The organism is Roseococcus suduntuyensis (assembly GCF_014196305.1).
Lineage (GTDB): Bacteria > Pseudomonadota > Alphaproteobacteria > Acetobacterales > Acetobacteraceae > Roseococcus > Roseococcus suduntuyensis.
The window spans coordinates 17597-40174 of sequence record NZ_JACIDJ010000005.1; the positions used below are offsets into that span (position 1 = coordinate 17597).

General features: G+C 70.4%; 24 protein-coding genes and 1 tRNA gene. 13 read left to right on the forward strand and 12 right to left on the reverse strand.

Annotated elements, in window-relative coordinates:
* Positions 1-46: 46 nt before the first annotated feature.
* On the forward strand, positions 47-1369 hold the full coding sequence (locus tag GGQ83_RS13800; RefSeq protein ID WP_242535106.1) for an LLM class flavin-dependent oxidoreductase: 1323 nt from the start codon (positions 47-49) through the stop codon (positions 1367-1369).
* Here the strand turns inward: GGQ83_RS13800 and arsJ are convergent, their stop codons facing one another.
* The 8 genes from arsJ to GGQ83_RS13840 all read right to left on the reverse strand — a co-directional run bounded on the left by arsJ (position 1370) and on the right by GGQ83_RS13840 (position 9659).
* Positions 1370-2656, reverse strand: a complete 1287-nt coding sequence (gene arsJ, locus GGQ83_RS13805; RefSeq protein WP_311728195.1) for an organoarsenical effux MFS transporter ArsJ — start codon at positions 2654-2656, stop codon at positions 1370-1372. It lies immediately after the preceding gene.
* Positions 2653-3693 carry an ArsJ-associated glyceraldehyde-3-phosphate dehydrogenase gene (locus GGQ83_RS13810; protein ID WP_184384998.1) on the reverse strand — a complete coding sequence of 347 codons (1041 nt, stop codon included), beginning with the start codon at positions 3691-3693 and terminating at the stop codon, positions 2653-2655. The genes arsJ and GGQ83_RS13810 overlap by 4 nt, the downstream gene beginning before the upstream one ends.
* Positions 3694-3742: 49 nt before the next feature.
* Positions 3743-4603: a metalloregulator ArsR/SmtB family transcription factor gene (locus tag GGQ83_RS13815; protein ID WP_184385000.1), complete on the reverse strand. Its 861-nt coding sequence runs from the start codon at positions 4601-4603 to the stop codon at positions 3743-3745.
* A 53-nt stretch (positions 4604-4656) separates the two neighbouring features.
* A complete protein-coding gene (phnE, locus tag GGQ83_RS13820; protein WP_184385002.1) occupies positions 4657-5475 on the reverse strand; it encodes a phosphonate ABC transporter, permease protein PhnE in 819 nt (272 codons plus the stop codon).
* Position 5476: 1 nt separating this feature from the next.
* The gene (gene phnE / locus GGQ83_RS13825) at positions 5477-6310 is read right to left on the reverse strand and encodes a phosphonate ABC transporter, permease protein PhnE (RefSeq protein ID WP_184385004.1); all 834 of its coding nucleotides are present in this window, start codon (positions 6308-6310) and stop codon (positions 5477-5479) included.
* Positions 6307-7125: a phosphonate ABC transporter ATP-binding protein gene (phnC, locus tag GGQ83_RS13830; protein WP_184385006.1), complete on the reverse strand. Its 819-nt coding sequence runs from the start codon at positions 7123-7125 to the stop codon at positions 6307-6309. The genes phnE (GGQ83_RS13825) and phnC overlap by 4 nt, the downstream gene beginning before the upstream one ends.
* Positions 7126-7200: 75 nt before the next feature.
* The gene (gene phnD, locus GGQ83_RS13835; protein ID WP_184385008.1) at positions 7201-8181 is read right to left on the reverse strand and encodes a phosphate/phosphite/phosphonate ABC transporter substrate-binding protein; all 981 of its coding nucleotides are present in this window, start codon (positions 8179-8181) and stop codon (positions 7201-7203) included.
* Between the two features lie 104 nt (positions 8182-8285).
* Positions 8286-9659, reverse strand: a complete 1374-nt coding sequence (locus GGQ83_RS13840; RefSeq protein WP_184385010.1) for a dihydroorotase — start codon at positions 9657-9659, stop codon at positions 8286-8288.
* A 134-nt stretch (positions 9660-9793) separates the two neighbouring features.
* Between GGQ83_RS13840 and GGQ83_RS13845 the strand changes: the two genes are divergently transcribed.
* The 4 genes from GGQ83_RS13845 (at position 9794) to GGQ83_RS13860 (ending at position 13867) form a co-directional block, all read left to right on the forward strand.
* Positions 9794-11335 (forward strand): MmgE/PrpD family protein, encoded by a 1542-nt coding sequence (locus GGQ83_RS13845; RefSeq protein WP_184385012.1) that lies wholly within the window; start codon positions 9794-9796, stop codon positions 11333-11335.
* Positions 11336-11344: 9 nt separating this feature from the next.
* Positions 11345-12760, forward strand: a complete 1416-nt coding sequence (locus GGQ83_RS13850; protein WP_184385014.1) for a YcjX family protein — start codon at positions 11345-11347, stop codon at positions 12758-12760.
* Positions 12753-13781: a DUF697 domain-containing protein gene (locus tag GGQ83_RS13855; protein WP_184385016.1), complete on the forward strand. Its 1029-nt coding sequence runs from the start codon at positions 12753-12755 to the stop codon at positions 13779-13781. The genes GGQ83_RS13850 and GGQ83_RS13855 overlap by 8 nt, the downstream gene beginning before the upstream one ends.
* Before the next feature lie 9 nt (positions 13782-13790).
* Positions 13791-13867, forward strand: a tRNA-Arg gene (locus tag GGQ83_RS13860).
* A 14-nt stretch (positions 13868-13881) separates the two neighbouring features.
* Here the strand turns inward: GGQ83_RS13860 and GGQ83_RS13865 are convergent.
* The 4 genes from GGQ83_RS13865 to GGQ83_RS13880 form a co-directional block, all read right to left on the reverse strand.
* Positions 13882-15510, reverse strand: coding sequence for a hypothetical protein (locus GGQ83_RS13865; protein WP_184385018.1), 1629 nt, complete (start codon positions 15508-15510; stop codon positions 13882-13884).
* Between the two features lie 169 nt (positions 15511-15679).
* Positions 15680-16447, reverse strand: coding sequence for a hypothetical protein (locus GGQ83_RS13870; protein WP_184385020.1), 768 nt, complete (start codon positions 16445-16447; stop codon positions 15680-15682).
* Between the two features lie 67 nt (positions 16448-16514).
* On the reverse strand, positions 16515-16727 hold the full coding sequence (gene gvpA, locus GGQ83_RS13875; protein ID WP_184385022.1) for a gas vesicle structural protein GvpA: 213 nt from the start codon (positions 16725-16727) through the stop codon (positions 16515-16517).
* Between the two features lie 87 nt (positions 16728-16814).
* Positions 16815-18074 (reverse strand): AMP-binding protein, encoded by a 1260-nt coding sequence (locus GGQ83_RS13880; protein ID WP_184385024.1) that lies wholly within the window; start codon positions 18072-18074, stop codon positions 16815-16817.
* A gap of 157 nt (positions 18075-18231) precedes the next feature.
* Between GGQ83_RS13880 and GGQ83_RS13885 the strand changes: the two genes are divergently transcribed.
* The 8 genes from GGQ83_RS13885 to gvpO all read left to right on the forward strand — a co-directional run bounded on the left by GGQ83_RS13885 (position 18232) and on the right by gvpO (position 22576).
* Positions 18232-18714 (forward strand): hypothetical protein, encoded by a 483-nt coding sequence (locus GGQ83_RS13885; RefSeq protein ID WP_184385026.1) that lies wholly within the window; start codon positions 18232-18234, stop codon positions 18712-18714.
* A 28-nt stretch (positions 18715-18742) separates the two neighbouring features.
* Positions 18743-19117: a photoactive yellow protein gene (gene pyp / locus GGQ83_RS13890; protein ID WP_184385028.1), complete on the forward strand. Its 375-nt coding sequence runs from the start codon at positions 18743-18745 to the stop codon at positions 19115-19117.
* A gap of 5 nt (positions 19118-19122) precedes the next feature.
* A complete protein-coding gene (locus GGQ83_RS13895) occupies positions 19123-19638 on the forward strand; it encodes a hypothetical protein (protein ID WP_184385030.1) in 516 nt (171 codons plus the stop codon).
* Positions 19635-20132, forward strand: a complete 498-nt coding sequence (locus tag GGQ83_RS13900) for a hypothetical protein (RefSeq protein ID WP_184385031.1) — start codon at positions 19635-19637, stop codon at positions 20130-20132. The genes GGQ83_RS13895 and GGQ83_RS13900 overlap by 4 nt, the downstream gene beginning before the upstream one ends.
* 188 nt (positions 20133-20320) lie before the next feature.
* Positions 20321-20980 (forward strand): hypothetical protein, encoded by a 660-nt coding sequence (locus tag GGQ83_RS13905; protein ID WP_184385033.1) that lies wholly within the window; start codon positions 20321-20323, stop codon positions 20978-20980.
* A gap of 5 nt (positions 20981-20985) precedes the next feature.
* Complete coding sequence (gene gvpN / locus GGQ83_RS13910; protein ID WP_260170881.1) at positions 20986-22011, forward strand: gas vesicle protein GvpN; 1026 nt, start codon at positions 20986-20988, stop codon at positions 22009-22011.
* Positions 22008-22307, forward strand: a complete 300-nt coding sequence (locus tag GGQ83_RS13915) for a hypothetical protein (RefSeq protein WP_184385035.1) — start codon at positions 22008-22010, stop codon at positions 22305-22307. Before gvpN ends, GGQ83_RS13915 begins: the two co-directional genes overlap by 4 nt.
* A gap of 14 nt (positions 22308-22321) precedes the next feature.
* Positions 22322-22576 (forward strand): gas vesicle protein GvpO, encoded by a 255-nt coding sequence (gvpO, locus tag GGQ83_RS13920; RefSeq protein ID WP_184385037.1) that lies wholly within the window; start codon positions 22322-22324, stop codon positions 22574-22576.
* Positions 22577-22578: the final 2 nt, after the last annotated feature.

The following is a 22578-nucleotide window of genomic DNA, read 5'->3' on the forward strand; positions in this document are numbered from 1 at the left end:
CCCGATGTCGCATGCCCGGCCAGGCCAGATGGCCCTTGTCGCCTTCTTGCAAGCGCAGAACTGCTCGAACTACCCGGGGTCCTGGCGGCATCCGGCCACGATGCAGGACTACCTCAGCCCCGAATACTACCAGCGCATCGCGCGCACGCTGGAGGCGGGGCGCTTCCACATGGCCTTCTTCGACGACCGCCTGGCCATGCCGGACATCCTCAACCATGACCATGGCGAGGCGGTGCGGCACGGCATCCGGGTGGTGAAGCTGGACCTCGTTTCCATTCTGACGGCGATGGGGCTGGCGACGACGCGTCTCGGTCTCGGCGCCACCTATTCCACCACCTATTACGAGCCCTTCCATGTGGCCCGCGTCTTCGCCACGCTCGACCACATGCTGGGCGGGCGCGTGGCGTGGAACGTCGTCACCTCGCTGAACGACAGCGAGGCGCACAACATGGGCGCCACCACGCACCTGGAGCACGACCTGCGCTATGACCGCGCGGATGAGTTCCTGGAGGTGGTGCTGTCGCACTGGGACAGCTGGGCGGATGACGCCATCGTGCAGGATCGCGAGAGCGGCATCTTCGCGGACCCGGCGAAGGTGAAGCGCCTGGACCATGTGGGGAAGTACTTCCGCTCGCGCGGGCCCTTCACCGTGCCGCGCACGCCACAGGGAAGGCCGGTGCTGATCCAGGCGGGGCAGTCGGGGCGTGGCCAGCAATTCGCGGCGCATTGGGGTGATCTGGTCTTCGTGATCTCGCCGGACATCGCGGCCGCCCAGCTTTCCTATGCGAGCTTCAAGGACCAGGTGGCCAAGTCGGGCCGTGATCCTGCCAGCGTGCGCCTCTGCCCCGCCGTCTATTGCGTGGTGGGCGAGACCGAGGAAGAGGCGGCCGAGAAGCGTGCGCTGATCGAGGGGCTGGCCAAGCCCATTGATGGCCTGGCCCTGCTGTCGGAGGTGCTGAACTACGACTTCGGCGCCAAGGGCATGGACGAGGCCTTCACCGATGACGAGCTGGCCGGCATCAAGGGCCTGCAGGCGCTGCGCGACCGCGTGGTGCGCATCAGCGGCAAGACCAACCCCACCTTGCGCGACTTCGTGGAGATCAGCCGCCGCGGCACCATCCACGAATTCACCTGCTTCAGCGGTACGCCCACCCAGGTGGCCGACCAGATGCAGGCATGGTTCGAGGGGGGCGCCTGCGACGGCTTCGTGCTGGCGGCGACCCACATGCCGGGCAGCTACGAGGATTTCGTGCGCCTCGTGGTGCCGGAATTGCAGAGGCGCGGCCTGTTCCGGCGCGAGTTCGACGGGGTCACGCTGCGCGACAACCTCGGCCTGCCGCGCGCGGAACCCTTCGACTGGCGGCGCTGATCAGGCCGCCCCTGGTCGTGCGTGGTGCGGCTGGCGCGTGGGCAGCGCCAGCGTGACCAGCCAGCAGATGGCCAGCATGGCGGCGGCCCCCAGGAGGCAGGCCACCAGCCCGCCCGCCATGTAGAGCAGGCCCGACAGCAGCGTGCCCATGAACCGCCCGGCGGCATTGGCGGCGTAGTAGAAGCCCACATCCTCGGCCGCCTTCTCGCTGCCCGCATAGGCCAGCACGAGGTAGGAATGCACCGAGGAATTCACCGCAAACAGCGCGCCGAAGACGCACAGGCCGATGGGCACGAAGAGGTCGGCGCGCGGCACGCCGCCCAGCATCATCGCGGCCAGGATCGCCGGCACCAGCGCCAGCGCCAGCGACCAGCTCCGCGCGGCGGGCACCTCGGTGGAGAGGCCGTCCGCGCTGCGCCGCACCACCGCGGGTGCCGCCGCCTGGATGATGCCGTAGCCGATGGTCCAGACCGCGAGGAACCCACCCACCATCGTGAAGGTCCAGCCGCTGGCGTAGAGGAACACCGGCAGCCCCACCACGAACCACACGTCGCGCGCGCCGAAGAGGAAGACGCGCGCGGCGGCCAGCAGGTTCACGCCCGCATTCTTCGCGAAGAGTTCCTTCGCGGATTTCGAGGCGCGCGCCTTGCCCATCATCGGTGGCAGGCTCAGCAGCACGAAGGCCAGCACCAGCAGCAGCGCCGCCGCCATGGCCCAGAGCGCGCCGCGGAAGCCCAAAGCTTCCAGCAGCAGCCCGCCCAGGAAGAAGCCCAGGCCCTTCATGGCGTTCTTGCTGCCGGTGAAGAAGGCGACCCATCGGAAAAGCTGGCTTTCGCCGCCAGCCGGCGTCCGATCGCTGGAAGGCGAAGCCTGGAGGCGTGAATCGGCCGCCGTACGAAGTGCTTCGTCATGCGTGATCTTGATGGCCGATTTGCTGGCCGTCTTGGTCAGGTCCTTCGCCACGCCGCAGACGCCCTGCGCCACCACCACCCACGCCACCGACAGCGCCGCCCCCCAGGAGGGCGATACCGCCGACAGCAGCAGGAAGCCCGACACCTGCGCCGACAACCCCACCGCCAGCATCCGCGCGATGCCGAAGCGCGTGGCGAGCCACCCGCCGATCAGGTTCGCGCCGATGCCCGCCGCCTCATAGAGCAGGAAGAGGAAGGCCAGTGTGAAGGGCGAGTAGCCCAGCTGGAAGAAATGCAGCAGCACCAGCATCCGCAAGGCGCCATCGGTCAGCGTGAAACCCCAATAGGCGGCGGTGACGGTGGCGTAGTTCCTCACAGCCCGACGGACTCCATATGGCAGGCCAGATCCACCATACGGCAGGCATAGCCCATCTCGTTGTCATACCAGGCGTAGATCTTCAGCAGCGTGCCGTCGGTGACCATGGTGGACAGCGCGTCCACGATGGCGCTGCGGGTGTCGCGGGCATAGTCGGCGCTGACCAGGGGGCGCGTCTCATAGCCCAGGATGCCGGCGAGCGGCCCGGCGGCGGCCTCGGCGAAGAGGGCGTTCACCTCCTCTACCGTGACCTCGCGGCGCATCTCGAACACGCAGTCGGTCAACGACGCATTCAGAACCGGCGCGCGCACGGCGTGCCCGTTCAGCTTGCCCTTCAGCTCCGGATAGATCAGCGCGATGGCCGTGGCGCTGCCCGTGGTGGTGGGCTGGAGCGACAGCATGGCCGAGCGCGCGCGCCGCAGATCCTTGTGCGGCGCGTCCACCACGACATTGGTGTTGGTGGGGTCATGGATGGTCGTGATCTGCCCGTGGCGGATGCCGATGGCCTCATGCACCACCTTCACCACGGGGGCGAGGCAGTTGGTGGTGCAGGAAGCGGCCGTCACGATGGGGTGGCGCGCGGGGTCATAGAGGGTCTCGTTCACCCCCACCACCACGTTCAGCACGCTGTCGAACTTCACAGGGGCGGCCACGATCACGCGCTTGGCGCCGCGGTCGAGATGGCCCTGGAGGGTCTCGGGGCTGAGGAATTTTCCGGTGCATTCCAGCACGACCTCCACGCCGAGATCCCCCCAGGGAATGTCGCCAGGCTTGCCGTGCTCGGAGAAGGTCATGCGCCGGTCGTTGACGCGCAGGGCACTGTCATCGGCCGCGAAATCCGCGCGCCAGCGGCCCTGCACGCTGTCGAATTCCAGCAGATGCGCGGTGGCGGCGATGCCGCCCTTCACCTCGTTCAGATGGACCACGTCCAGGCGGTTGCCGGCGCGCGGGTCGCTGTTCTGGCGCTCGGCCGCACCCAGCGCCGCGCGCAGCGCGAGCCGCCCGATGCGGCCCATCCCGTTGATGCCGACTTTCATGCGCACGTCTCCGACATGACTTTCATGCGCATGTCTCCCAACATGACCTTCATGCCCGGGCTCCCGCCGGATGCGCCAGCTCATTCAGCCGTGCCTTCAATGCGATGCGATCGAGCGCCGCGATGGGCAGGCTCGTGAAGATGCCGATGCGGCGGTGCAGCCCGGCATAGAGTTCGTTCAGCAGGCTGGCGCGCTCGGCGGCGTTGCCACTGAACTTGGCGGGGTCGGGCAGGGGCCAGGCGGCGGTGATCATGGTCTCGCCGAAATCGGGGCAGGACTGGCCGGCCAGGATGTCGCAGAGGGTGATGACGAAATCCATCCGCGGCGCGTCCGGCTCCATGAACAGGTTCCAGGATTTGCTCGACAGACCCGACACGTCATGGCCGAGCGCGCTGAGTTGCGCCACCACCTCGGGCATGGGGCCTTCCGGAGAAGGCTCGGAGCCCGCGGAGAAGGCGCGGAAGCGGCCCTCGCCCAGCTTGTTCAGGATGGCCTCCGCCATGATGGAGCGCGCGGAGTTGCGGCTGCACAGGAAGAGCACGTTGAAGGCGGGCATCATGGCCTCCTTGGCCCGATGGGGGGCCGTGGTGGGGAGAAGGGTCGCGAGGTCGCCGCAGCGCGCGGCCGTGCCGTCGCAGCAGGGTTCGGTGAGGTAGGCGAGCAGGTCGCGCAGCGCCGCGACCTGCGCCGCATAGACGAGGCTGCGCCCGATGCGGGTGGGGCGGATCAGCCCCGCCTGTTCCAGCGCGCGCAGATGGAAGGAGAGGGTGGAGGGCGTGGCGCCCAGCGCCGCCGCGATCTCGCCGGCCGCGAGCCCGGTGGGGCCGCGGCCGAGCAGCAGGCGCATCAGCTCCAGCCGGGTGGTCTGTCCCAGCGCGGTGAAGCCGAGGGCGGCGCGTTCACTCTCCATGGCGGGCAAGCTAGCCCGCCACGCAGCGCTTCAGTTTGATATTTCGATGACAGTCAAATGATGGCGTGCCGCACCCGCGCCGAGAGCCATTCGCTGACCGCGACCATCCCCAGGATCAGGATGAAGATCATCGTCACCTGCGGCCAGGCCAGCGTGTTGATGGAGGCTTCGAGCTGCATGCCGATGCCCCCCGCGCCCACCAGCCCCAGCACCGTCGCCTCGCGGATGTTGATGTCCCAGCGGAAGACGCTGATGCCCGCGAAGGCCGGCATCACCTGCGGCACCATGCCCCAGGCCAGCACCTGCGGGTTGCTGGCGCCCGAGGCGCGCAGGGCCTCGACCTGGCTGGGGTCGATCTCCTCGATCGCCTCATAGAGCAGCTTCGCGATGAAGCCGATGGAGCGCAGCGCGATGGCGAGGATGCCCGCCAGCACGCCCGGCCCCAGGATGATGACCAGGATCAGCGCCCAGATCAGCGCGTTGATGGACCGGCTGGCCACGATGATGAACAGCACCACCGGCCGCACGAACAGCACCGACGGCGTGGTGTTGTGCGCCGCCAGGAAGGCGAGCGGCACGCCGAACAGGATGGCAATGAGCGTGCCCAGGGTCGCGATATTGATCGTGTCCCACAGCGGCTTCCACAGCTGGTCCGCATACGACCAGCGCGGCGGGAACATGCGCGACACCAGGTCCGCGCCCTGTTGCGGCGCGTCCCAGACGAAGGCCCAGATGGTGCGGTCCGAGATGAACTGGAAACAGGCCACGGCCAGCGCCACGCCGGCCAGCCATCCCGTCCAGACCATCAGGTCCTGCGCCGTGGTCCGACGCTTCCATTCGGGCGTGCCGCCCGCGCGTTCGAGGATGGGCATGCTATTGCACCTTCCGTCGGATCCAGCCGCTCGTGTATTCGCAGACGAGGACAATCGCGATGATGATGAGCAGCACGGCGGCCGCCGTGTCGAACTCGTAGCGGTCGAAGGCGGTGTTCAGCGTGTCGCCGATGCCGCCGGCACCCACCAGGCCCAGCACCGCGCTCTCGCGGAAATTGATGTCGAGGCGATAGGCCGAAAGCCCGATGAGCCGCGGCTTCACCTGGGGCAGCACGGACCACGCGATCCAGGAGAACCACCCGGCGCCGGTGGCGCGCACGGCCTCGGCCTGGGCGGCCTCGATGTCCTCGATGTCCTCCGCCAGGAGCTTCGCCATGAAGCCCACGGTGGCGAAGGTCAGCGTCAGCATGCCGGCCAGCGGCCCGAAGCCCACCATCGCCACGAAGACGATGGCGATGATGATTTCCTGGAAGGTGCGGCTGACGGCGATGATGGCGCGGCAGAACAGGTAGATGGGCAGGGGTGCGAGGTTGCGCGAGGCGCCCAGTGCTACCGGGATGGACAGCGCGATGCCGAGTGCGGTCGAGACCACCGTCATCGTCAGGCTTTCCATCAGCCCTTCGAAGATGTCATCGCCCTTGGAAACGAAATCGGGCGGAAAGAAGCCCGAGAGGAAACCCGCCGCGCGGCCCATGCCCTCGGCCGCGCGCGTCCAGTTCACCTCGACGGTGACGACGCCCAGCACGACATAGAGCAGCGCGCCCAGATAGACGGCATAGCGCAGCAGCGGGCTCTCGATCAGCGGAGGCGGGCGCCAGGCGCGTGCGGCGGCGGCGGCGTCGAAACCCGCCGTGCCGGCATTCGTGGCGCTCACGCCACCGTCTCCGCCACGTTCTCCTCGGTCTCCAGGCGGCGGATCGTGCGGGACCAGTCCTCCTCGCCATAGATCGAGGTCAGCGCCGCCGCGTCCAGCGTGTCCGGCCCGCCGTCGAAGACGATGCGGCCCGCGCGCAGCCCCACGATGCGGCGCGCGAATTCCTGTGCCAGCGCCACGTCATGGATGTTGATGATGGCGGCGAGGCCACGTTCCTCGCACAGCTCCACGATCAGCCGCATGATCTGCCGGCTGGTCTTGGGGTCGAGGCTGGCGGTGGGCTCGTCCACCAGCAGCAGGGCCGGGTCCTGCATCAGCGCGCGCACGATGCCCACGCGCTGCCGCTGCCCGCCCGAGAGCGCATCGGCCCGCTTGTCGGCCATGTGGGCGAGGCCCACGCGGTCCAGAAGGCGGAAGGCCTCCTCCACGTCGCGGCGAGGAAAGCGGCGGAACCAGGAGGCCCAGAAGCCGGTGTAGCCGAGGCGCCCGGAGAGCACGTTCTCCATCACCGTCAGCCGCTCCACCAGCGCGTATTCCTGGAAGATCATGCCCATGCGCCGGCGCGCGCGCCGCAGGGCGCCGCGGCTGAGCGTCGTCAGCGCCTCCCCAGCCAGCACCACCGTCCCGGAGCTCGGCTCCACCAGCCGGTTCACGCAGCGGATGAGGGTGGATTTGCCCGCGCCCGAGGGGCCGATCAGCGCCATCACCTGGCCAGGCGGCACGCGCAGGCTGACATCGGTCAGCGCGAGGTCCCCCGTGGGGTAGCGCTTGGTCAGGCCGGCGATGTCGAGGAGGGGGGTGGCGTTCTCGGGCATGGCGGTGTGTCCGGTCAAAGGAAAGCCGCCGCCCGGCGCCTTTGGGGCGCGGGCGGCGGCGGCAGGTTCAGCCGGTCAGCGGCAGGTGTAGGAAACGTCCATCGCCGCGTCGATCTGGCGCACCACTTCCCAATGCTGGCGGTAGGTGATGGGGATGAACACCTCCTGCGGCGGCTGCGCCGAGGCGAATTCGCGCTGCAGGCCGGTGCCTTCCCAGTTGAAGTTGAAGAAGGCGCCGCGGATGCGCTCGGCCAGCTGCGGGTTCAGGTTGTGCGCGTGGCCATAGCCCGTGGTGGGGAAGGAGGCGCTGCGGTAGATGGTGCGGATGCGCGCGGGGTCCACGGCGTTGCGCGCCACCATGCGCGTCATCACCGAGTTGGCGATGGCGGCCGCGTCATAGTCGCGGTTGGCCACGCCCAGGATGCTGTTGTCGTGCCGGCCCGAGAAGGCGGTGCGGAAGTCGCGGTCGGCCACGAGGTTGAACTGGCTGGCCAGCAGCGCGGAAGGCGCCTTGAAGCCCGAATTGGAGGTCTGCGACGTGAACGCCACCAGGCGGCCGCGCAGGTCCTCGAGGCGCTGCAGCGGGCCATCGGCCTGGACGATGATCTCCATCTCGTAGCCGAAGCGGCCATCGCGCGCGGCCATCATGGCGAAGGGCACGAAGCCCGCGCAGTTCACGGCCAACGGGTTGGAGCCGGTGTTGAAGCCGGCCACATGCAGGCGGCCGGCGCGCATCGCCTCGATCTGCGCGGCGTTGGACTGCACGGCGAAGAACTGCACGCGCTTGCCCGTCTCGCGCGCCAGGTGGTCCAGGAATTCCTGCCACACGCGGCGATAGACGGCGGGGTCTTCCACCGGGGTATAGGCGAAGACCAGCGTGGCGGGGTCCACCAGCTCACGCGCATTGGTGGGCGCATCGGCGACCAGGTCGCCGTCGCGGTCGCAGAAGCGCGCGTCCAGCGTGCCGCGCGGGCAGTCCTGTGTCTGCGCGGCGGCGGGGAGGGAGAAGCCGGCCGCGACCAGCGCGGCGGCGGCGAACATGCGGCGGAGCAACATCAGACCTCCTGGGGAATTGTCCGGTCGGCGCTTAGCCGAACATCCCCAGGGGCGTCTGTTTCACTTCGGTGAAATCATGTCCGGGTGTTCACCCGACGTTGATCTCAGCCGAGAAAGCACTCGCCATGCTGGCGCGGCACGAAGCGGCCGGTGCCGGGCTTGGCGAGCACGGCCTTGCCGTCCCAGATGCGGCCGCCGCGCAGATAGGTGGAGGCCACGCGCGCCGTCATCTCCATCCCCTCATAGGGCGACCAGCGGGCATCCTCGCGGTCCTGGATGGTGGCGGGGTCGAAGGGGAAGCGGCCGCGCTCCATCACGACCATGTCCGCGTCGCAGCCGATGCGGATGGCGCCCTTCTTAGGGAACAGGCCATGGAAGCGCGCGGGGCGCTCGGCGCAGAGGCTCGCCATGTGGGTCAGTGGCAGGCCGCGCTTCTCCAGCAGGGTGAACATCAGCGGCGCGAAGGACTGCATGCCGGTCAGCCCGGCACCCACCGTGAAGATGTCGCCGCGGTAGACCTTGCGGTCGCGCGGCCAGGGGGCGTGGTCGGTGGAGACATAGGCGATCTTGCCGGCCGCCAACGCCGCCCACATGCGCTCGACTTCCTCGGCGCTGCGGAAGGGCGGGTTGCACTTGCCGAAGCCTTCGAGGCGCAGCAGGTCCTCCTCGGTCATGCAGAGATACTGGATGCAGGCCTCGCCCGAGGTGCGGGCGCCCTGCTTGCGGAAGATCTCGGCCAGGTCGAAGCCGCGCGCCAGCGAGGAATGCGCGATGTGGACGTGGCAGCCCGTCTCCAGCGCCATCTCGAAGATCTCGAGGTCCGCCATCGTCTCGCACAGCGGCGGGCGCGTGCGGCAATGCATGATGGGGTGGGTTTCACCGGCGGCGCGGGCCTGCTCGGTCAGGCGCACCACCAGCTCCTGGTCCTCGTTGTGGATCGCGACCATGAGGTTGGACTTCGCGATCTCGGCGAAGGCGCGCAGCATGGTGGGGTGGTCGATGCGGGGGAAGCGCACCGGGTCGTATTCATAGGTGGACAGCTTGAAGGAGCAGACGCCCCCCGCCACCAGCCCCGCGATGTCCTCGACATTCCCATCCTTCCGGATGGTGCCGTAAAGCGCCATGTCCACATGCGACAGCCGGTGCACATGCTCGATCTTGTCGCGCAGGATGGCGGCATCCGTCACCGGCGTCGGCACGTCATAGGGCATGTCCACGCAGGTGGTGACGCCGCCGGCGGCGGCCGTCCTGGACGCGCCCTCGATGCCCGGCCAGCCGGTGGAACTGCTAGTGTGCATGTGCCCGTCCACCAGGCCCGGGAAGACCAGCATGCCGGAATGATCGACCGTCTCGGCCGCGGCGGGCGGCGCCCCCTGGCCGATGGCGGCGATCACGCCCCCCCGCACCGCGACATAGCCGCCTTCCAGAATGCCGTCCGACAGCACCAGATCGCCGCGGACCACCAGATCGAACGCCATTTCGGCTTGCCCCCAGAGTTGCCATGCGCGGGGCGGCCGATACACTCCGCCCGCGCGATATTCAGCAGGCTAGGCGCGGGCGCACGCATCGCCAAGCGTTGACCTGCCTGCTTTTCGGAAGGAAATGCTTGTCCATGCAGACGCATACGGTAAAGGTCCACCCCTCCAAGGCGCTGCTGCCGCGCGAGGAGCAGCTCGCCTGGAAGATTGCGGGCGTGGCCACCGACAAGGTGGCGGTGGAGAAGGCCGTCTCCGCCATGATCATCAACCGCATCATCGACAACGCGGCGGTGGCGATCGCGGCCATCAACCGCCGCCCGGTCGTCTCGGCCCGCGGCATGGCGCTGGGCCACAAGAAGAAGGAGGGCGGGGCCACGGTGTTCGGCATGCCCGCCGGCACCACCGTCAGCCCCGAATGGGCGGCCTGGGCGAACGGGACCGCGGTGCGTGAACTGGACATGCACGACACCTTCCTGGCGGCCGACTACTCCCACCCCGGCGACAACATCCCGCCCGTGCTGGCCGTCGCCCAGGCGATGGGCCGTTCGGGCCGCGACCTGATCCGGGGCCTCGCCACCGGCTACGAGATCCACATCAACCTGGTGCGCGCCATCTGCCTGCACGAGCACAAGGTGGACCACATCGCGCACCTGTGCCCCGCGAGCGCGGCCGGTATCGGCACGCTGCTCGGCCTCAAGCAGGAGGTGATCTTCCAGTCCGTGCAGCAGGCGCTGCACACCAGCATCTCCTTCCGCCAGTCGCGCAAGGGCGAGATCAGCTCCTGGAAGGCCTATGCCCCCGCCCATGCCGGCAAGCTGGCCGTGGAGGCCGTGGACCGCTGCATGCGCGGCGAGGGTGCCCCCAGCCCCATCTATGAGGGCGAGGACAGCGTCATCGCCTGGGTCCTGGCCGGCCGCACGCAGGCCGACAGCAAGGGCCGCAAGACCGTCTACGACCCCGACTACTACCAGGTGCCGATGCCCGGCGCGGGCGAGCCCAAGCGCGCCATCCTGGACAGCTACACCAAGGAGCACAGCGCGGAGTACCAGTCCCAGGCGCTGATCGACCTGGCCTTCCGCATGCGCGAGGGCATCGAGGATTGGGACAGCATCGAGAAGATCATCATCCACACCAGCCACCACACCCATTACGTGATCGGTACCGGTGCCAACGACCCGCAGAAGATGGACCCCAAGGCCAGCCGCGAGACGCTGGACCATTCCATCATGTACATCTTCGCCGTCGCCCTGCAGGACGGCAGCTGGCACCATGTGGACAGCTACGCGCCCAAGCGCGCGGGCCGCGCCGACACCGTGCGGCTGTGGCACAAGATCGAGACGCGCGAGGCCCCGGAATGGACCGAGCGCTACCACTCGAAGGACCCCGACACGCTGGCCTTCGGCGGGCGCGTGGAAATCCTGTTCAAGGACGGCACGAAGAAGGTGGATGAGCTGGGCGTGGCCAATGCCCACCCGCGCGGCGCCAAGCCCTTCGGCCGGGCGGACTACATCCGCAAGTTCCTGACGCTGACGGATGGCATCATCACCACGCGCGAGGCCAACCGCTTCATCGAGGCCGCCGAGGGCGTGCTGAGCCTGAAGGCAGGCGAGCTTTCCGCGCTGAATGTGGCCCTGCCGAAAGGGACGCTGGCGGAGAGCAAGCCCGGCATCTTCTGAGGCACGCCATTGGCCCGTGACCTGCGCCTTTGCGTCACCGGCCTCTCGCGGGCGGGCAAGACCGCCTTCATCACGGGGCTGGTGCATGCGCTGTGCATCGCCCCGCGAGTGCCCCAGGCCTTCCCGGCCTGGGGGGCGGCGCGGACGGGCCGCCTGGTGCATGCGCGGCCCGTGCCACCGCAGGGCGCGGTGCAGGCCATCGAGGCCTTTCCCTATGAGGCCAACCTCGCCGCGCTGCGAGCCGAAAGCCCGCATTGGCCGGAAGCGACCAACAGCGTCCGCGCCATCACCCTCGAACTGACGCTGGAGAACCCGCCCGGATTGGCGCTGCGCGCGTTGGATCGGGTGCTGCGCCGCGCTGACGCGAAACAGCGCGAGACGCGCCGCGTCACCATCCTGGACTATCCGGGGGAATGGGCGCTGGACCTGCCCATGCTCGACCAGGATTTCGCGGCCTGGAGCCAGGCCACGCTGGCCGCCATGGCACGCCCGCCGCGTGCCGCGCTGGCCGGTTCCGCCCTGGCCGCGATCAACGCCATCAACCCCGCCCAACCCTATTCGGACGAGGCGGCGCGGGCCGCGCACCTGGCCTTCGTGGAATTCCTGGAGGCGGCCCGAACCCAGGGTCGCCTCGCCCTGCTGCAGCCCGGCCTGTTCCTGCGGCCGGAGAAGGTGGGCGGGCGCGCGGCCATCCTGGCGCAGGAGGAATTCCGCTTCTTCCCCCTGCCGGCCTCCGCGAAGCGCGTCCCCGCGGGCAGCTTCGCCGCGGTGCTGGGGCGCCGCTACCAGGCCTATCGGCGTGACCATGTGCGCGGCTTCTTCGACAGCCTGCGCGGCCCTGGCACCACGCGCCAGGTGGTCCTGTTCGACCTGCTGGGCGCTCTCTCCTCCGGGCCGGAAGGCTATGCCGACGCGAGCGCGGCGCTGACACAGGTGGCCCAGGCCATGCGGCCGCGCATGGGCGTCCTGGCGCGATTTTTTGGCGGCGCGGTGCGGGTGCTCTATGCCGCCACCAAGGCCGACTATTTGCCCCCGAAAGGCCGGCAGCGGCTGCGTGCCCATCTCGACATGCTGCTGGGTGGCCTCGCCGGCACCCAGGGCGAGCGTGAGCAGGCCCGCAGCCTGGCGCTCTCCGCCATCGCCGCCACGCGGGACGGCAAGGATGCGGAGGGCCGCCCCCTGGTGGCCGGCTGCGTGCGCGACCGCGCGACCGGCGCGCTGGACTGCGGCGTGACCTTCCGCTTCCCCGCCCCGCCCGCCGGCCCGCCCACCGCGCGCGACTGGGCGGCCTGGGAGGCGGCGGGGCTGGTGGGCTTCGACTGGCCCGAATTCCTGCCCGACCCCGAATCGCTCCGCGCGCGGCACGACCTGCCGCATCTGGGCCTCGACGAGGCGCTGGAATTCCTGCTGGACGGCCATGCCTGACCCTGAAGTCTTCCGCCCCGAGACCGGGCGCGCTGAACACGCCGTGCCGCCCGTTTCGCCCGCAGAACCTGTGTTTGCGCCCGAACTCGGCCACGCCGCCTTCACGCCCGCGCCGCCGGTGCCGGCCCTGTTGCCCGCCGAACCCGTCCGACCCGCACGCCGGGGCCTGGGGGGTGTCGGGCTGGTGCTGGCCGGTGCCGGCACGCTGGGCTTCGCCTGGCTGGCGGAGACGCTGTGGCGTTGGCTGGGCGAAGGCGGGCCGGGCGCATGGGTGGGCGTGGCCGGCGGCGCGCTGCTGGCGCTGGGCGTCGGGCGCATCGTGCAGCGCGAGTTGTCGGCGCTGCGCGCGCTCGACGAGGCCGAGGCGATCCGCGCCGAACAGGTGGCCCAGGCGCGCGACATGGCGGGCATGGCGCGCAGCCTGGAGCGGCTGGCGGCCTCCCTCCAGGCCCGTGGCGCCACCGACGCCGCGGCGCTGGCGCGGTGGCGCGAGGCGGCCGCGGGTGCCTCCGACGCCGCCCAGATCCAGGCGGCCTTCGTGTGCGAGGTGCTGGGCCCGGTGGATGAACCCGCGCTGCGCGCCATCGCCGAGGCGGCGCGCGGGGCCGCGGTCCTGGGCATGGTCAGCCCCACGCCCCTGGCCGACCTGCTGCTGTTCGTCGGCCGCGCGGTGCTTCTGCTGCGTCGGCTGGCCGCGCTCTACGGGCTGCGGCCCGGCCGGATCGCGGAGTGGCGCCTGATGCGGCGCGTGGTGGCCGATGCCGCGCTGGTGGCGGGCGTGGATGCGGCGGGGGATGCGATGGCCTCGGCCGGGGGCCATTGGTTGGGCTATGTGCTGGGCCGCGCCGCCGAGGCCGGCGTGACCGGCCAGCGCATGGCCCGCTTCGGCCTCCTGGCCATGACGGCCTGCCGCCCGGTGCCCTTCGACCCCGCCACATCGCCTGGGCTGCGCGATGTGCTGCGGGGCGGCTTCGCCAACTCGGCCGAAGGGGCTTCCGCCCCGGGCGGGCGGCACCTATAAGCAGGTCAGGGACCCGTAGCTCAGCTGGATAGAGCGCTGCCCTCCGAAGGCAGAGGTCGATGGTTCGAATCCATTCGGGTCCGCCAGCTCTATCCCCTGGTCATGCCTGCCGCCGGCGCGCCGAAGCTCCGGCCAGCGCCATCCCCAGCCGGTTCATCCGGTGTTCCACCAGCGAATCCTTGCCGTTCCACACCGGCAGCTTCTCACCGATGCGGGTGAAGCTGTCGCACAGGATGAATCGCGCCAGGTCATCCTCGGCACCCCGGGCGGACCAGATCATCTGTGCCGGAAAGGCCAGGCTGCCCAGGAAGGGCACCAGCCCCACCAGCAGGGCCACCCAGGGTGGGGACCGCCTTGCGGCGATCGCCCTCGCACTCCGCCACAGCGTATAGACCGAGCGGTAGATCGGCCCGTCGAGCACCAGGATCAGCCCCAGCATCAGCCAGGGCACGCCCAGCAGGCCCAGCCCGCCCAGCAGCAGCAGCTCCAGCAGGAGGAAGGTGCCCTTCAGCCCGAGATGCGCGCCGAAGTCCGAGATGTAGCTCCCGGCCTCGTCCATCCGCGCGAGGTCGCGCCGCAGCGCCGCCGCATCCCCCGCCGACAGCTGCCCGCGTTCCTGCCAGGCCCCGATGCGGCCCTCGACATAGCGGCGGCCGATCTCGTGCCTGTAATCCTGCGAGGTCACGAAGCCGCGCAGATTGGCCGCCCAGCCGCGCGCCCTTTCGCCCAGGCCAGGCCCTCGCCGCCGCCTGGGAGTCAGGGCCGTGCGAAGCCAGGCCGAGGCCTTGGCGAGCCCACGCCCGGCCTCGCGCCCGCGCCACTGCCAGGGGTGGGTGCGGAAATGTTCCGCCTGGGCGTTGGTCAGGCGGCATTTGGAGTGGTGATAGGCCACGGCACGCTCCGTGCGCGACAGGGCGCGCCAACGGATCTGGTGTTCCCCAAGGCGCGCGCTGCGCTCCCGCAACTCCCGCAGGCGGTCGGTCCCCAGGGCGGCGGCGAGGGGGCCGGCCTCGTGCTCCAGGTAGTGTCGCAGCCGGGGCAGGTCCACATCGTCGAACAGCACCCGTCGCATCCGCAGCGAATGCGGCAGGTAGAAGCTGAGCATGCGGAACGGGTCCAGCGGCGCCACGGCCGGAATGCCGGATTCCGCGTCGATGAAGACGAAGCGCCCGGGCTCCGTCATCAGGAAATTGTTGAGCGCGACGGGGTTGCCCTTGCCCGCCTGCCAGGTGGTGCCGATGAACCCAGCCTCGACCAGATGCGCATGGAGGGGTGCCATCACCTCGTGCGTCAGCACGCGCAGATTGGCGTCGTCCGGGCGCAGGGGGTGCAGCAGCGGCACCGTCCGCCCCTCGACGAAGCGCGTGCCCAGTTCCCAGACCATCCGCTCCGGGTTCCAGCCGACCGAGACCGCGTCGGACATCGTCAACCGATCGCCGAGCCAGAAGGGGATCAGGATGTGCAGCAGACGACGCCGCTCAAAGGCCGTCCGCACCGCGTCCTCGTTCCAGATGTAGGGGTTGGGCGCGCCGGTCAGGACGTAGTGGATCAAATTGCCCAAGGTGCCGCCCACAAAGACCTTGGTGGCGATGCGCCCCTCGGGCGTCTCGGCCAGCCAGACCTCGCCCGACTGCCCACGGCCAATGCGCCGGCTGCCACCGCGTGGCGTCCCCGCCGGCTGGGCCTCTTTGGAAGAGGGTCGGCCGAGGGCATCCGTACAATTGTCCATCTGGCGGAAACGCCGCGGTGCGGCGAAGGCTGCCGGCTGGCGTGGTGATGGCCACAGCGAGGCGACGAACCGCTATGCGGAATGTGGTGGCGCCCGTGTTTCCCCAGTTTGGCCCATGCCCTTGATGGCGCGAAGGGCATGGGCCGCCCGGGTGAAGCGTGCGCCGCGCTCAGGCGGTCTCGCGCGCCGCGGCGATCCAGCCCTCGACATTGACAAGACGGCTGATGGGACCGAGGGCGCGGCGCAGCGCCTCCGGATCGGCTTCGGCCATCTGGGCGGTGCTCTCGATGCCGAGGTGCCGCAGGCGCAGCACCATGCCGGGCCCCATGCCGGGGAGAGGGAGGGCAGGGGGCGCGGCGGGCTCCACGTCTTGCATGGCTTCCTCGGCCACCGCCATGGCGGGCGGCGCTTCCTCCGCGGGAGGGAGATCGGGCGGCGCATCCTGGGCCATCACGGCAGCGAGGATCGGTGCGGCAGGCTCCTCTTCTTCGTCCGGCGGGAGGTCGGCCGCAGCGGCTTCGACAAGCGGTTCGAGCTCAGGCTCCGGCGCCTCGGGCTCCGGCGCCTCGGGTTCCGGGGCTTCGGGTTCCGGGGGCGCGGGTTCCGGGGGCGCGGGTTCCGCCTCGGGCGGTGCCGCGTCGGTGATGAGCTGGCCGAAGACGGTGCATTCCACCTCGGCTGGCGGGTGGATCTCGGCGGGCGTGGGTTCGTTGGGCAGGGGTGCGGCTTGGGGCGGCGGCAGCGAGGTGGCTTCCACCTCGACCGGCTCCTCAGGTGACGTGGCGGGGGGCAGGCGGCGCAGCCGCGCCCGCTCCTCCCGCAGTTTCTCGCGCAGGCCCGCGCGCATCTGGCGCCGCGCGGCGCGGTTCGCCTGGATCGCCGCGACGCCGCCCAGGGTATGGGTTTCGCTTGTGCTGCCGGTCAGCCCGTCGGTCATCATGGTCCTCGCTGGCCGTGGAAACAGAGGGGCCCGGGGGGCGCCTGCCCCCCAGGCGGGCGCCGCATCAGGCCGCGGCGGGGTCGGTGGTCAGGCCCACGGCCTCGGCATACTTCAGGTAGGTCTCCACCGAGGCGACGACCGCGCGGATCTCGATCGCGATCAGCTCGATGCCGACCAGCGCCACGCGGATGAAGGCGTCCACGACGACGCCCTTGTCCAGGATGCGGTCGATCACTTCCGCCAGGCTGCTCGATGCCAGGCTCTTGTTGATGGTCACGTATGGGTCCTCCGTCTTGGAACGAGAAATCGGTTGCGGTCATTCATGACCCTGGAAGACCCCGCCGGCGGCGGCTGACCTCCCTGGTCACGCGGCAGCATCGCGGCTGTTGGTAAAAACTCCCTCAAGCGCGACATCTTCTTCGTCACGATTCCAGTCGCGCGGCTTGCCCATCGCACTGCGTGGCAGGGCGGGGCCATGGGCGATGCGGACGGGCCGTTCGGGCGCGGACCAGTGGCTGCGGCAATGGGCCTCCACCTCCGCCACCAGCGCCGCACCCTGTGCCGGCTGCGCGGGCACGACGAAGGCCTTGAGCCGCGGCTCCGGCAGCGAGGTGTCCAACCGCAGCGCGCAATCGGCCACGCCGGGCAGCGCGCGCAGCCGCGCCTCCAGCTCACGCGGAAATATGTTGACGCCGCCAACCTGCACCGCCTCGTCCTTGCGGCCGTTCAGGTGCAGGGCGCGCGCCGATGGCCAGGTGGCGCGGTCGGGCAGTGGGAATTCGCGCCCGGTGGCGCGTTCAACCACCGATGCGTCTTCCTCCGCGCCGCCGGCACGCCAGCGTGGCAGCAGGTGGAACGGGCCCTCCGCGGTGGTGCGCGTGGCGATGCCCGCGGTCTCGGAACTTCCGTAGATCTCCATGATCTCCGCGGCTCCCATCGCGCGCATGGCGGCGTGCAGCGTCGCGGGCAGCGGCGCGGTGGAACTGGTCACGAGGAGCCCGTTCGGCAGCCCGCCCAGGCTGCGCTGCAGCACCAGCAGCGAGGTCGGGTGCGCCACCAGAAGGTCATCGCCGCGCAGCGCGCGCCGCAGGGCACCGGCCGAAAGGCCGCGCGCATCGAGCAACGGCACGTCCAGCCGGCGCGGCAGCAGCACGGTGAAGAGGAAGCCATAAATGTGATGCGGCGGCACCAGCGCCACCACGCGCCCGCGCCCGGCGAAGCGCCCGGCGAAGAAGGCGACTTCCTCCTCCAGCGTCGCGATGTCGTGGGTGCAGGGCTTGGGCGTGCCCGTGCTGCCCGAGGTGGTGAAGGTAAGGCGCGCGAAGCCTTCCTGCTGCGCGCGGTGCACGAGGCCGGCCCAGCCGGCGATGGTCCGCTCCAGCAGCAGCATGTCCTCGATGCCGCTCTCGTGCAGGTGGAAGAAGGCGTTCACCGCGGCGCCGCAGGCCAGCAGCTCCAGGCTGTCCAGGGCCAGGCCCTCCGCGTCCAGCCGTTGCGCGCCATCCCAGCGCGCGACCTCCGCGCCGTTCAGCCGGCGCCCGCCGGCATTCAGCTCGGCGGCGATCAGCGCGGCGACCAGGCGTTCCAGCGCGGGCAGGGGAAGTGGCGCGGCCATGCTGTCCATGATGGAGTCCTCCTACACCTGACCTTGGCCGCCTGCCCGTTGACGCACGGTTAAGGCGGGGGCGCGCGCGGGCTTAACCGCATCTTCACGGCGGCCATGCGAAGAGGTGGGCGGCCCTGGCGCCCCGCGCGGTGCCAAAACACGGAGACCCTCCATCATGAGTGCCGCCCACGCCGTGCCGCATGACGCGCCCGATCCCGCCCCGGCGCGCGGGCTGAAGCGCAAGCCGCAATCGGTCACGCTGCAGGTCAGCGGCGGCCGTCCGCTTCGCCTGCGCGGGGAGTTGCTGGCCGAGGGCAACAGCTGGGCGCCAGGCACCGAGGCCTGGCACGAGATCGCCCTCTATCGCCACGATCAGGAGGAGGTGGCGGTCGCGCTGCGGACCTTCCGCAAGGCCGAGGGCAGCACCGACATCCACCGCGCCGAGCTCTTTCCCAACCTGGAGGAGGCCATGGCCTGGCTCATCGCCTTCGACCCGACGGCGGACCTCCAGGTGGACCTCGACTGCGCGGACCGCACGCTCAGCACCGCCATGATCACGCTGCGCGCGGCCACGCTGCGCCAGCGGGCGGATGACATCACCCGTCAGTACCAGTCGCTGCTGGGCGAGATGCTGCTGCACCTCGACCAGGGCGCCTGAACCCCATCCACGCAAGGAACCCAGGACCATGGAACTCATCAAGTTCGGCAATGACCATGTGGACAACCTCGTCTCGCAGGACCCCGCGCGCCTCGACCGCCTGCCCTTCGGCGCCATCCTCGTGGACCGCACGGGGCGGGTGCTGAAGTATAACAACATGCAGGCGGGCCTGACCGGCCGCACCTCGGGCGAGGTGGTGGGCAAGAACTTCTTCAACGACGTGGCGCCCTGCACCAAGGGCCACCTCTTCCAGGGCCGCTTCCAGCAGGGCGTGGCGCAGGGCTCGATCAACGCGATGTTCGAATACGCCTTCGACTACAAGATGCAGCCCTCCAAGGTGCGGGTGCACATGAAGTCCACCTCGATCGACGAGGGCATCTGGATCTTCATCAAGCGCCTCTGACCGCCATGCTCCAGGACCGCATCGCCGTCCGGTTGACGCCGGAACCGCCCCCACCACCGCCCGAGCCCAGCGGCTTCCTGCACATGCTGCTGCCCAGGCACGGCCAGCGGCCGCTGGGCTTCGCCGGACGCCTGCTGTTCAGCGCCGGCAATCGCGGCACGGCGCCGCGCTGCTGGCACGAGGTGGCGGTCTATGAGCGGGAGGATGGCGGGCTGGTCGCCGCCATCCGCCAGGGCGCCCGCCTCGATGGCCTGGCCGAGCGCAGCTGGGCCTTCCCCTGCGAAACCCCGGAGGAGGCGCGCGCCGCCTTCGCCGCGCACGACCCCCTGCCGCCCCTGCCGCTGGACGCGCTGACCGACGCGCCCAATGCGGGGCACAACGCGGCCGCGCTGCTGGAGGCCGCCGCCGCCCAGCGTCGCCTGTGGCACGCCCTGCTGGAGGCCGTGCTCGGCCCCGCGCCCCATCCGCACCACACCCCCGCCGGCACCGCGCCCGGCCCTGACCGAGGAGACCACCCGTGAACGTCATGAACGTCTATGAGCCCGTGGGCGACCGCCCCACCATGCCCATCGCCGCCGATCCGCGGCTCTCGGCCCGTGTCTCGGGCGGGAGCATGTTCACCCTGCGAAAGTCGGGGGCGCGGCCCATCTCCTTCTCCGGCCGGCAGCTCGGCTTCCAGAGCAACTACCGCATGGGCACGCCGCTCTGGCACGAGCTGAACCTCTACCAGACCGAGGATGGCCGCTTCGTCGCCGATATCCGCGTCTTCCAGAAGGGCGAGGGCGCGCGCGACCAGTTCCACGTGGCCGTGGTGGACAGCCTGGACGAGGCGCTGGCCTTCTTCGAGGGCTATGACCCGCGCATGGACCTGACGGCCGGTTTCTCGCTGGACGATCCCGACCTTTCGCCCGCCGAGCTGATCGTCCACGCCGCCAAGCTGAAATACGAGATCAACGAGACGGTGAACCAGTACAAGGCCGTGCTCTCGGCCTTCCTGCACGAGCTGAACGGCTGACGCGGTCCGCATCGGCGCGCGCCTGGGGGCACCGGTTCGCCGGTGCCCTTTTTTTTGGCCGGGCGTCAGCTTCACCGGCCGTTAAGGAGCCCGCTGCTAGGTCTTCTGCTAGCAGGACAGGACGTTCCGCCATGGAGCTTGGCACCCGCCGAATCAGATCCGCCGGACATGGCACCGGCAGCGTGGAGGTGACCCTCCCGACCCGGTTCCGGGAATTGGTGGGCGTGCCGCTGCGCGTGCGCCTGCGCGATGGGCTGCGGCCCGAGATCGTGCTGCAACCCGAGATGCAGGCCGCGCATGCGGCGCTGGAGCGTCTCTGGACGGCGCTCGCGCAGGCCACGGGGCTGGTGGCGCCCCCAGCCTTCCCCGCGGCGGATTTCGTCTTCGCCCTCTTCGCCCCCTGCGAGGATGCGTCGGAGGCCCCCTTGCGCCCCGGGATCGCCTGGTCTGACGCGCAGGCGCTCGCCGGCGCCGCGCCGCATTCGCCGGTGGTGCTGGCGCGGCTGCTGCGGGCCTTGGGCGCGCGGCTCGCGGCGCCGCTGGGTGTCGCGTCGGCCCAGGCCTACGGCTTCGGCGCCGCCCTGGCCTTCGCCGCCACGGGCCAGGTCACCCGCGCCACCGAGCAGCAGGAATGCGACATCGCCGGCGCGGTGCTGGGGGCCGCGCCCGGCCTCGCCTTCAACGAGGCGGGCGAGGATGCCTGGGCACCGGCCCTCTGGGCCGCGCTGGCGCCGGGCTTCGCCCGCATCACCGACATTCACCGGCAATGGACGGCGGAGCCCGCCCTGCTGGCCCGGTCGCGCGCCGCCTGGCGCCGCGGCGTCACCCTCGAACTCGGCGGAGCCTGAGCGCCATGTCCCTGCGTCCTTCCCCGCTTGCCCGGCCGCGTGCCGTCATGCCCCCGCCGCCGCCGCGTGATGCGCTCGAGAATGAGAGCGAGACGACGCTGCAACTGCGCGCGGGCGCGGAATTCGTCAGCACCGATGCCACCGAGGCCTTGGTGCAGCGCAGCCTGCGCTACCTCGAAGGTGGCTATCCCGTGCATTTCCGGGGGCCGGCGGGCAGCGGCAAGACCACGCTGTCGCTGCACCTCGCCGAACGGCTGGAACGTCCGGTCGTGCTGCTGGTGGGCGATGACAGCTTCGACACGCGCCGCCTGGTGGGCGGCGAGAGCGGCACGCGAAGCCGCCGCGTCGTGGACCGCTACATCACCAGCGTGACCAAGGTGGAGAGCGAGAGCGAGCCCATGTGGCTCGACCGCGCGCTGACCGTCGCCTGCACCGAGGGCTGCACGCTGGTCTATGACGAGTTCAACCGCGCGCCGCCCGCCGCCAACAACGTGCTGCTGACGGTGCTGGAAGAACGCATGCTGGTGCTGCCCAAGGCCGGCCGCGGCGAGACCTACACGCGCGTGCATCCCGAATTCCGCGCCATCTTCACCTCCAACCCCGTGGACCATGTGGGCGCGCACGAGGCGCAGAACGCCCTGCTGGACCGCATGGTGACGCTCGACCTCGACGGCTTCGACCGCGGCACGGAGGTGGCCGTCACCGCCGCGCGCTCGGGCCTGCCTTTGGCCGATGCGGCGGCCATCGTGGACATGGTGCGCGACTTCCGCCGCTCCCGCGAATACACGCAGCGCCCCACGCTGCGCGCCAGCCTGATGATCGCGCGGATGACGGCGGTGCAGGGCCTCGCCGTCAGCGCCGATGACCCGGACTTCGTGCAGCTCTGCCTCGACCTTCTGGGCAGCCGCCTCAAGCCCGGGGTGGGCGGCCAGCCCGATGCGCGCCATCGGCAGATGCTCATCAAGCTCATCGAGCACTTCTGCCCGCCCACGACGACACGGCGCGATGCCCGCTTCGGGGGTGTGGCATGAGGCCCCGCCCGCTGCGCGTGAACGCGCGGCGCGGCACGCGCCTCGCCCGCCACGACACGCATGAATTCCGGCTGGAGGCGGTGGCCGCCGAATTCGCGCTGAACGCGCAACGCCGCGCGCGGCTGACCCGCCAGATCGAATTGCTGGAACGCCAGCGCGCGGGGGCCATGAGCAGCCTCGCGCAGGTGGAGGCGCGCATGGTCGTCCTGCAGCGGCGCATGCGCGGCGCCGAGGACGCACCGGCCGTCCCCGCGCCCGCCCCCACGCACCGCCCCCGCATCATCCTCGAATACTGACCCGGAGCACGCCCATGGACCTCACCGAGATCATCGAGCGCACCAAGCGCGACATGGCGGCCATCACGGGGCTGCCGCCCGACACGGTCAGCCGCCTCGATCCGGGCGAGCATGGCTGGACCATCGGCATCGACATGATCGAGCACAAATCCATCCCGCGCACCCAGGACCTGATCGCGAGCTTCGAGGTGCTGCTCGACCATGAGGGCAAGATCCAGCGCTGGCGCCGCACGGGCCGCTTCCACCGCGCCCAGGGCGGGGAGGGCTGAGC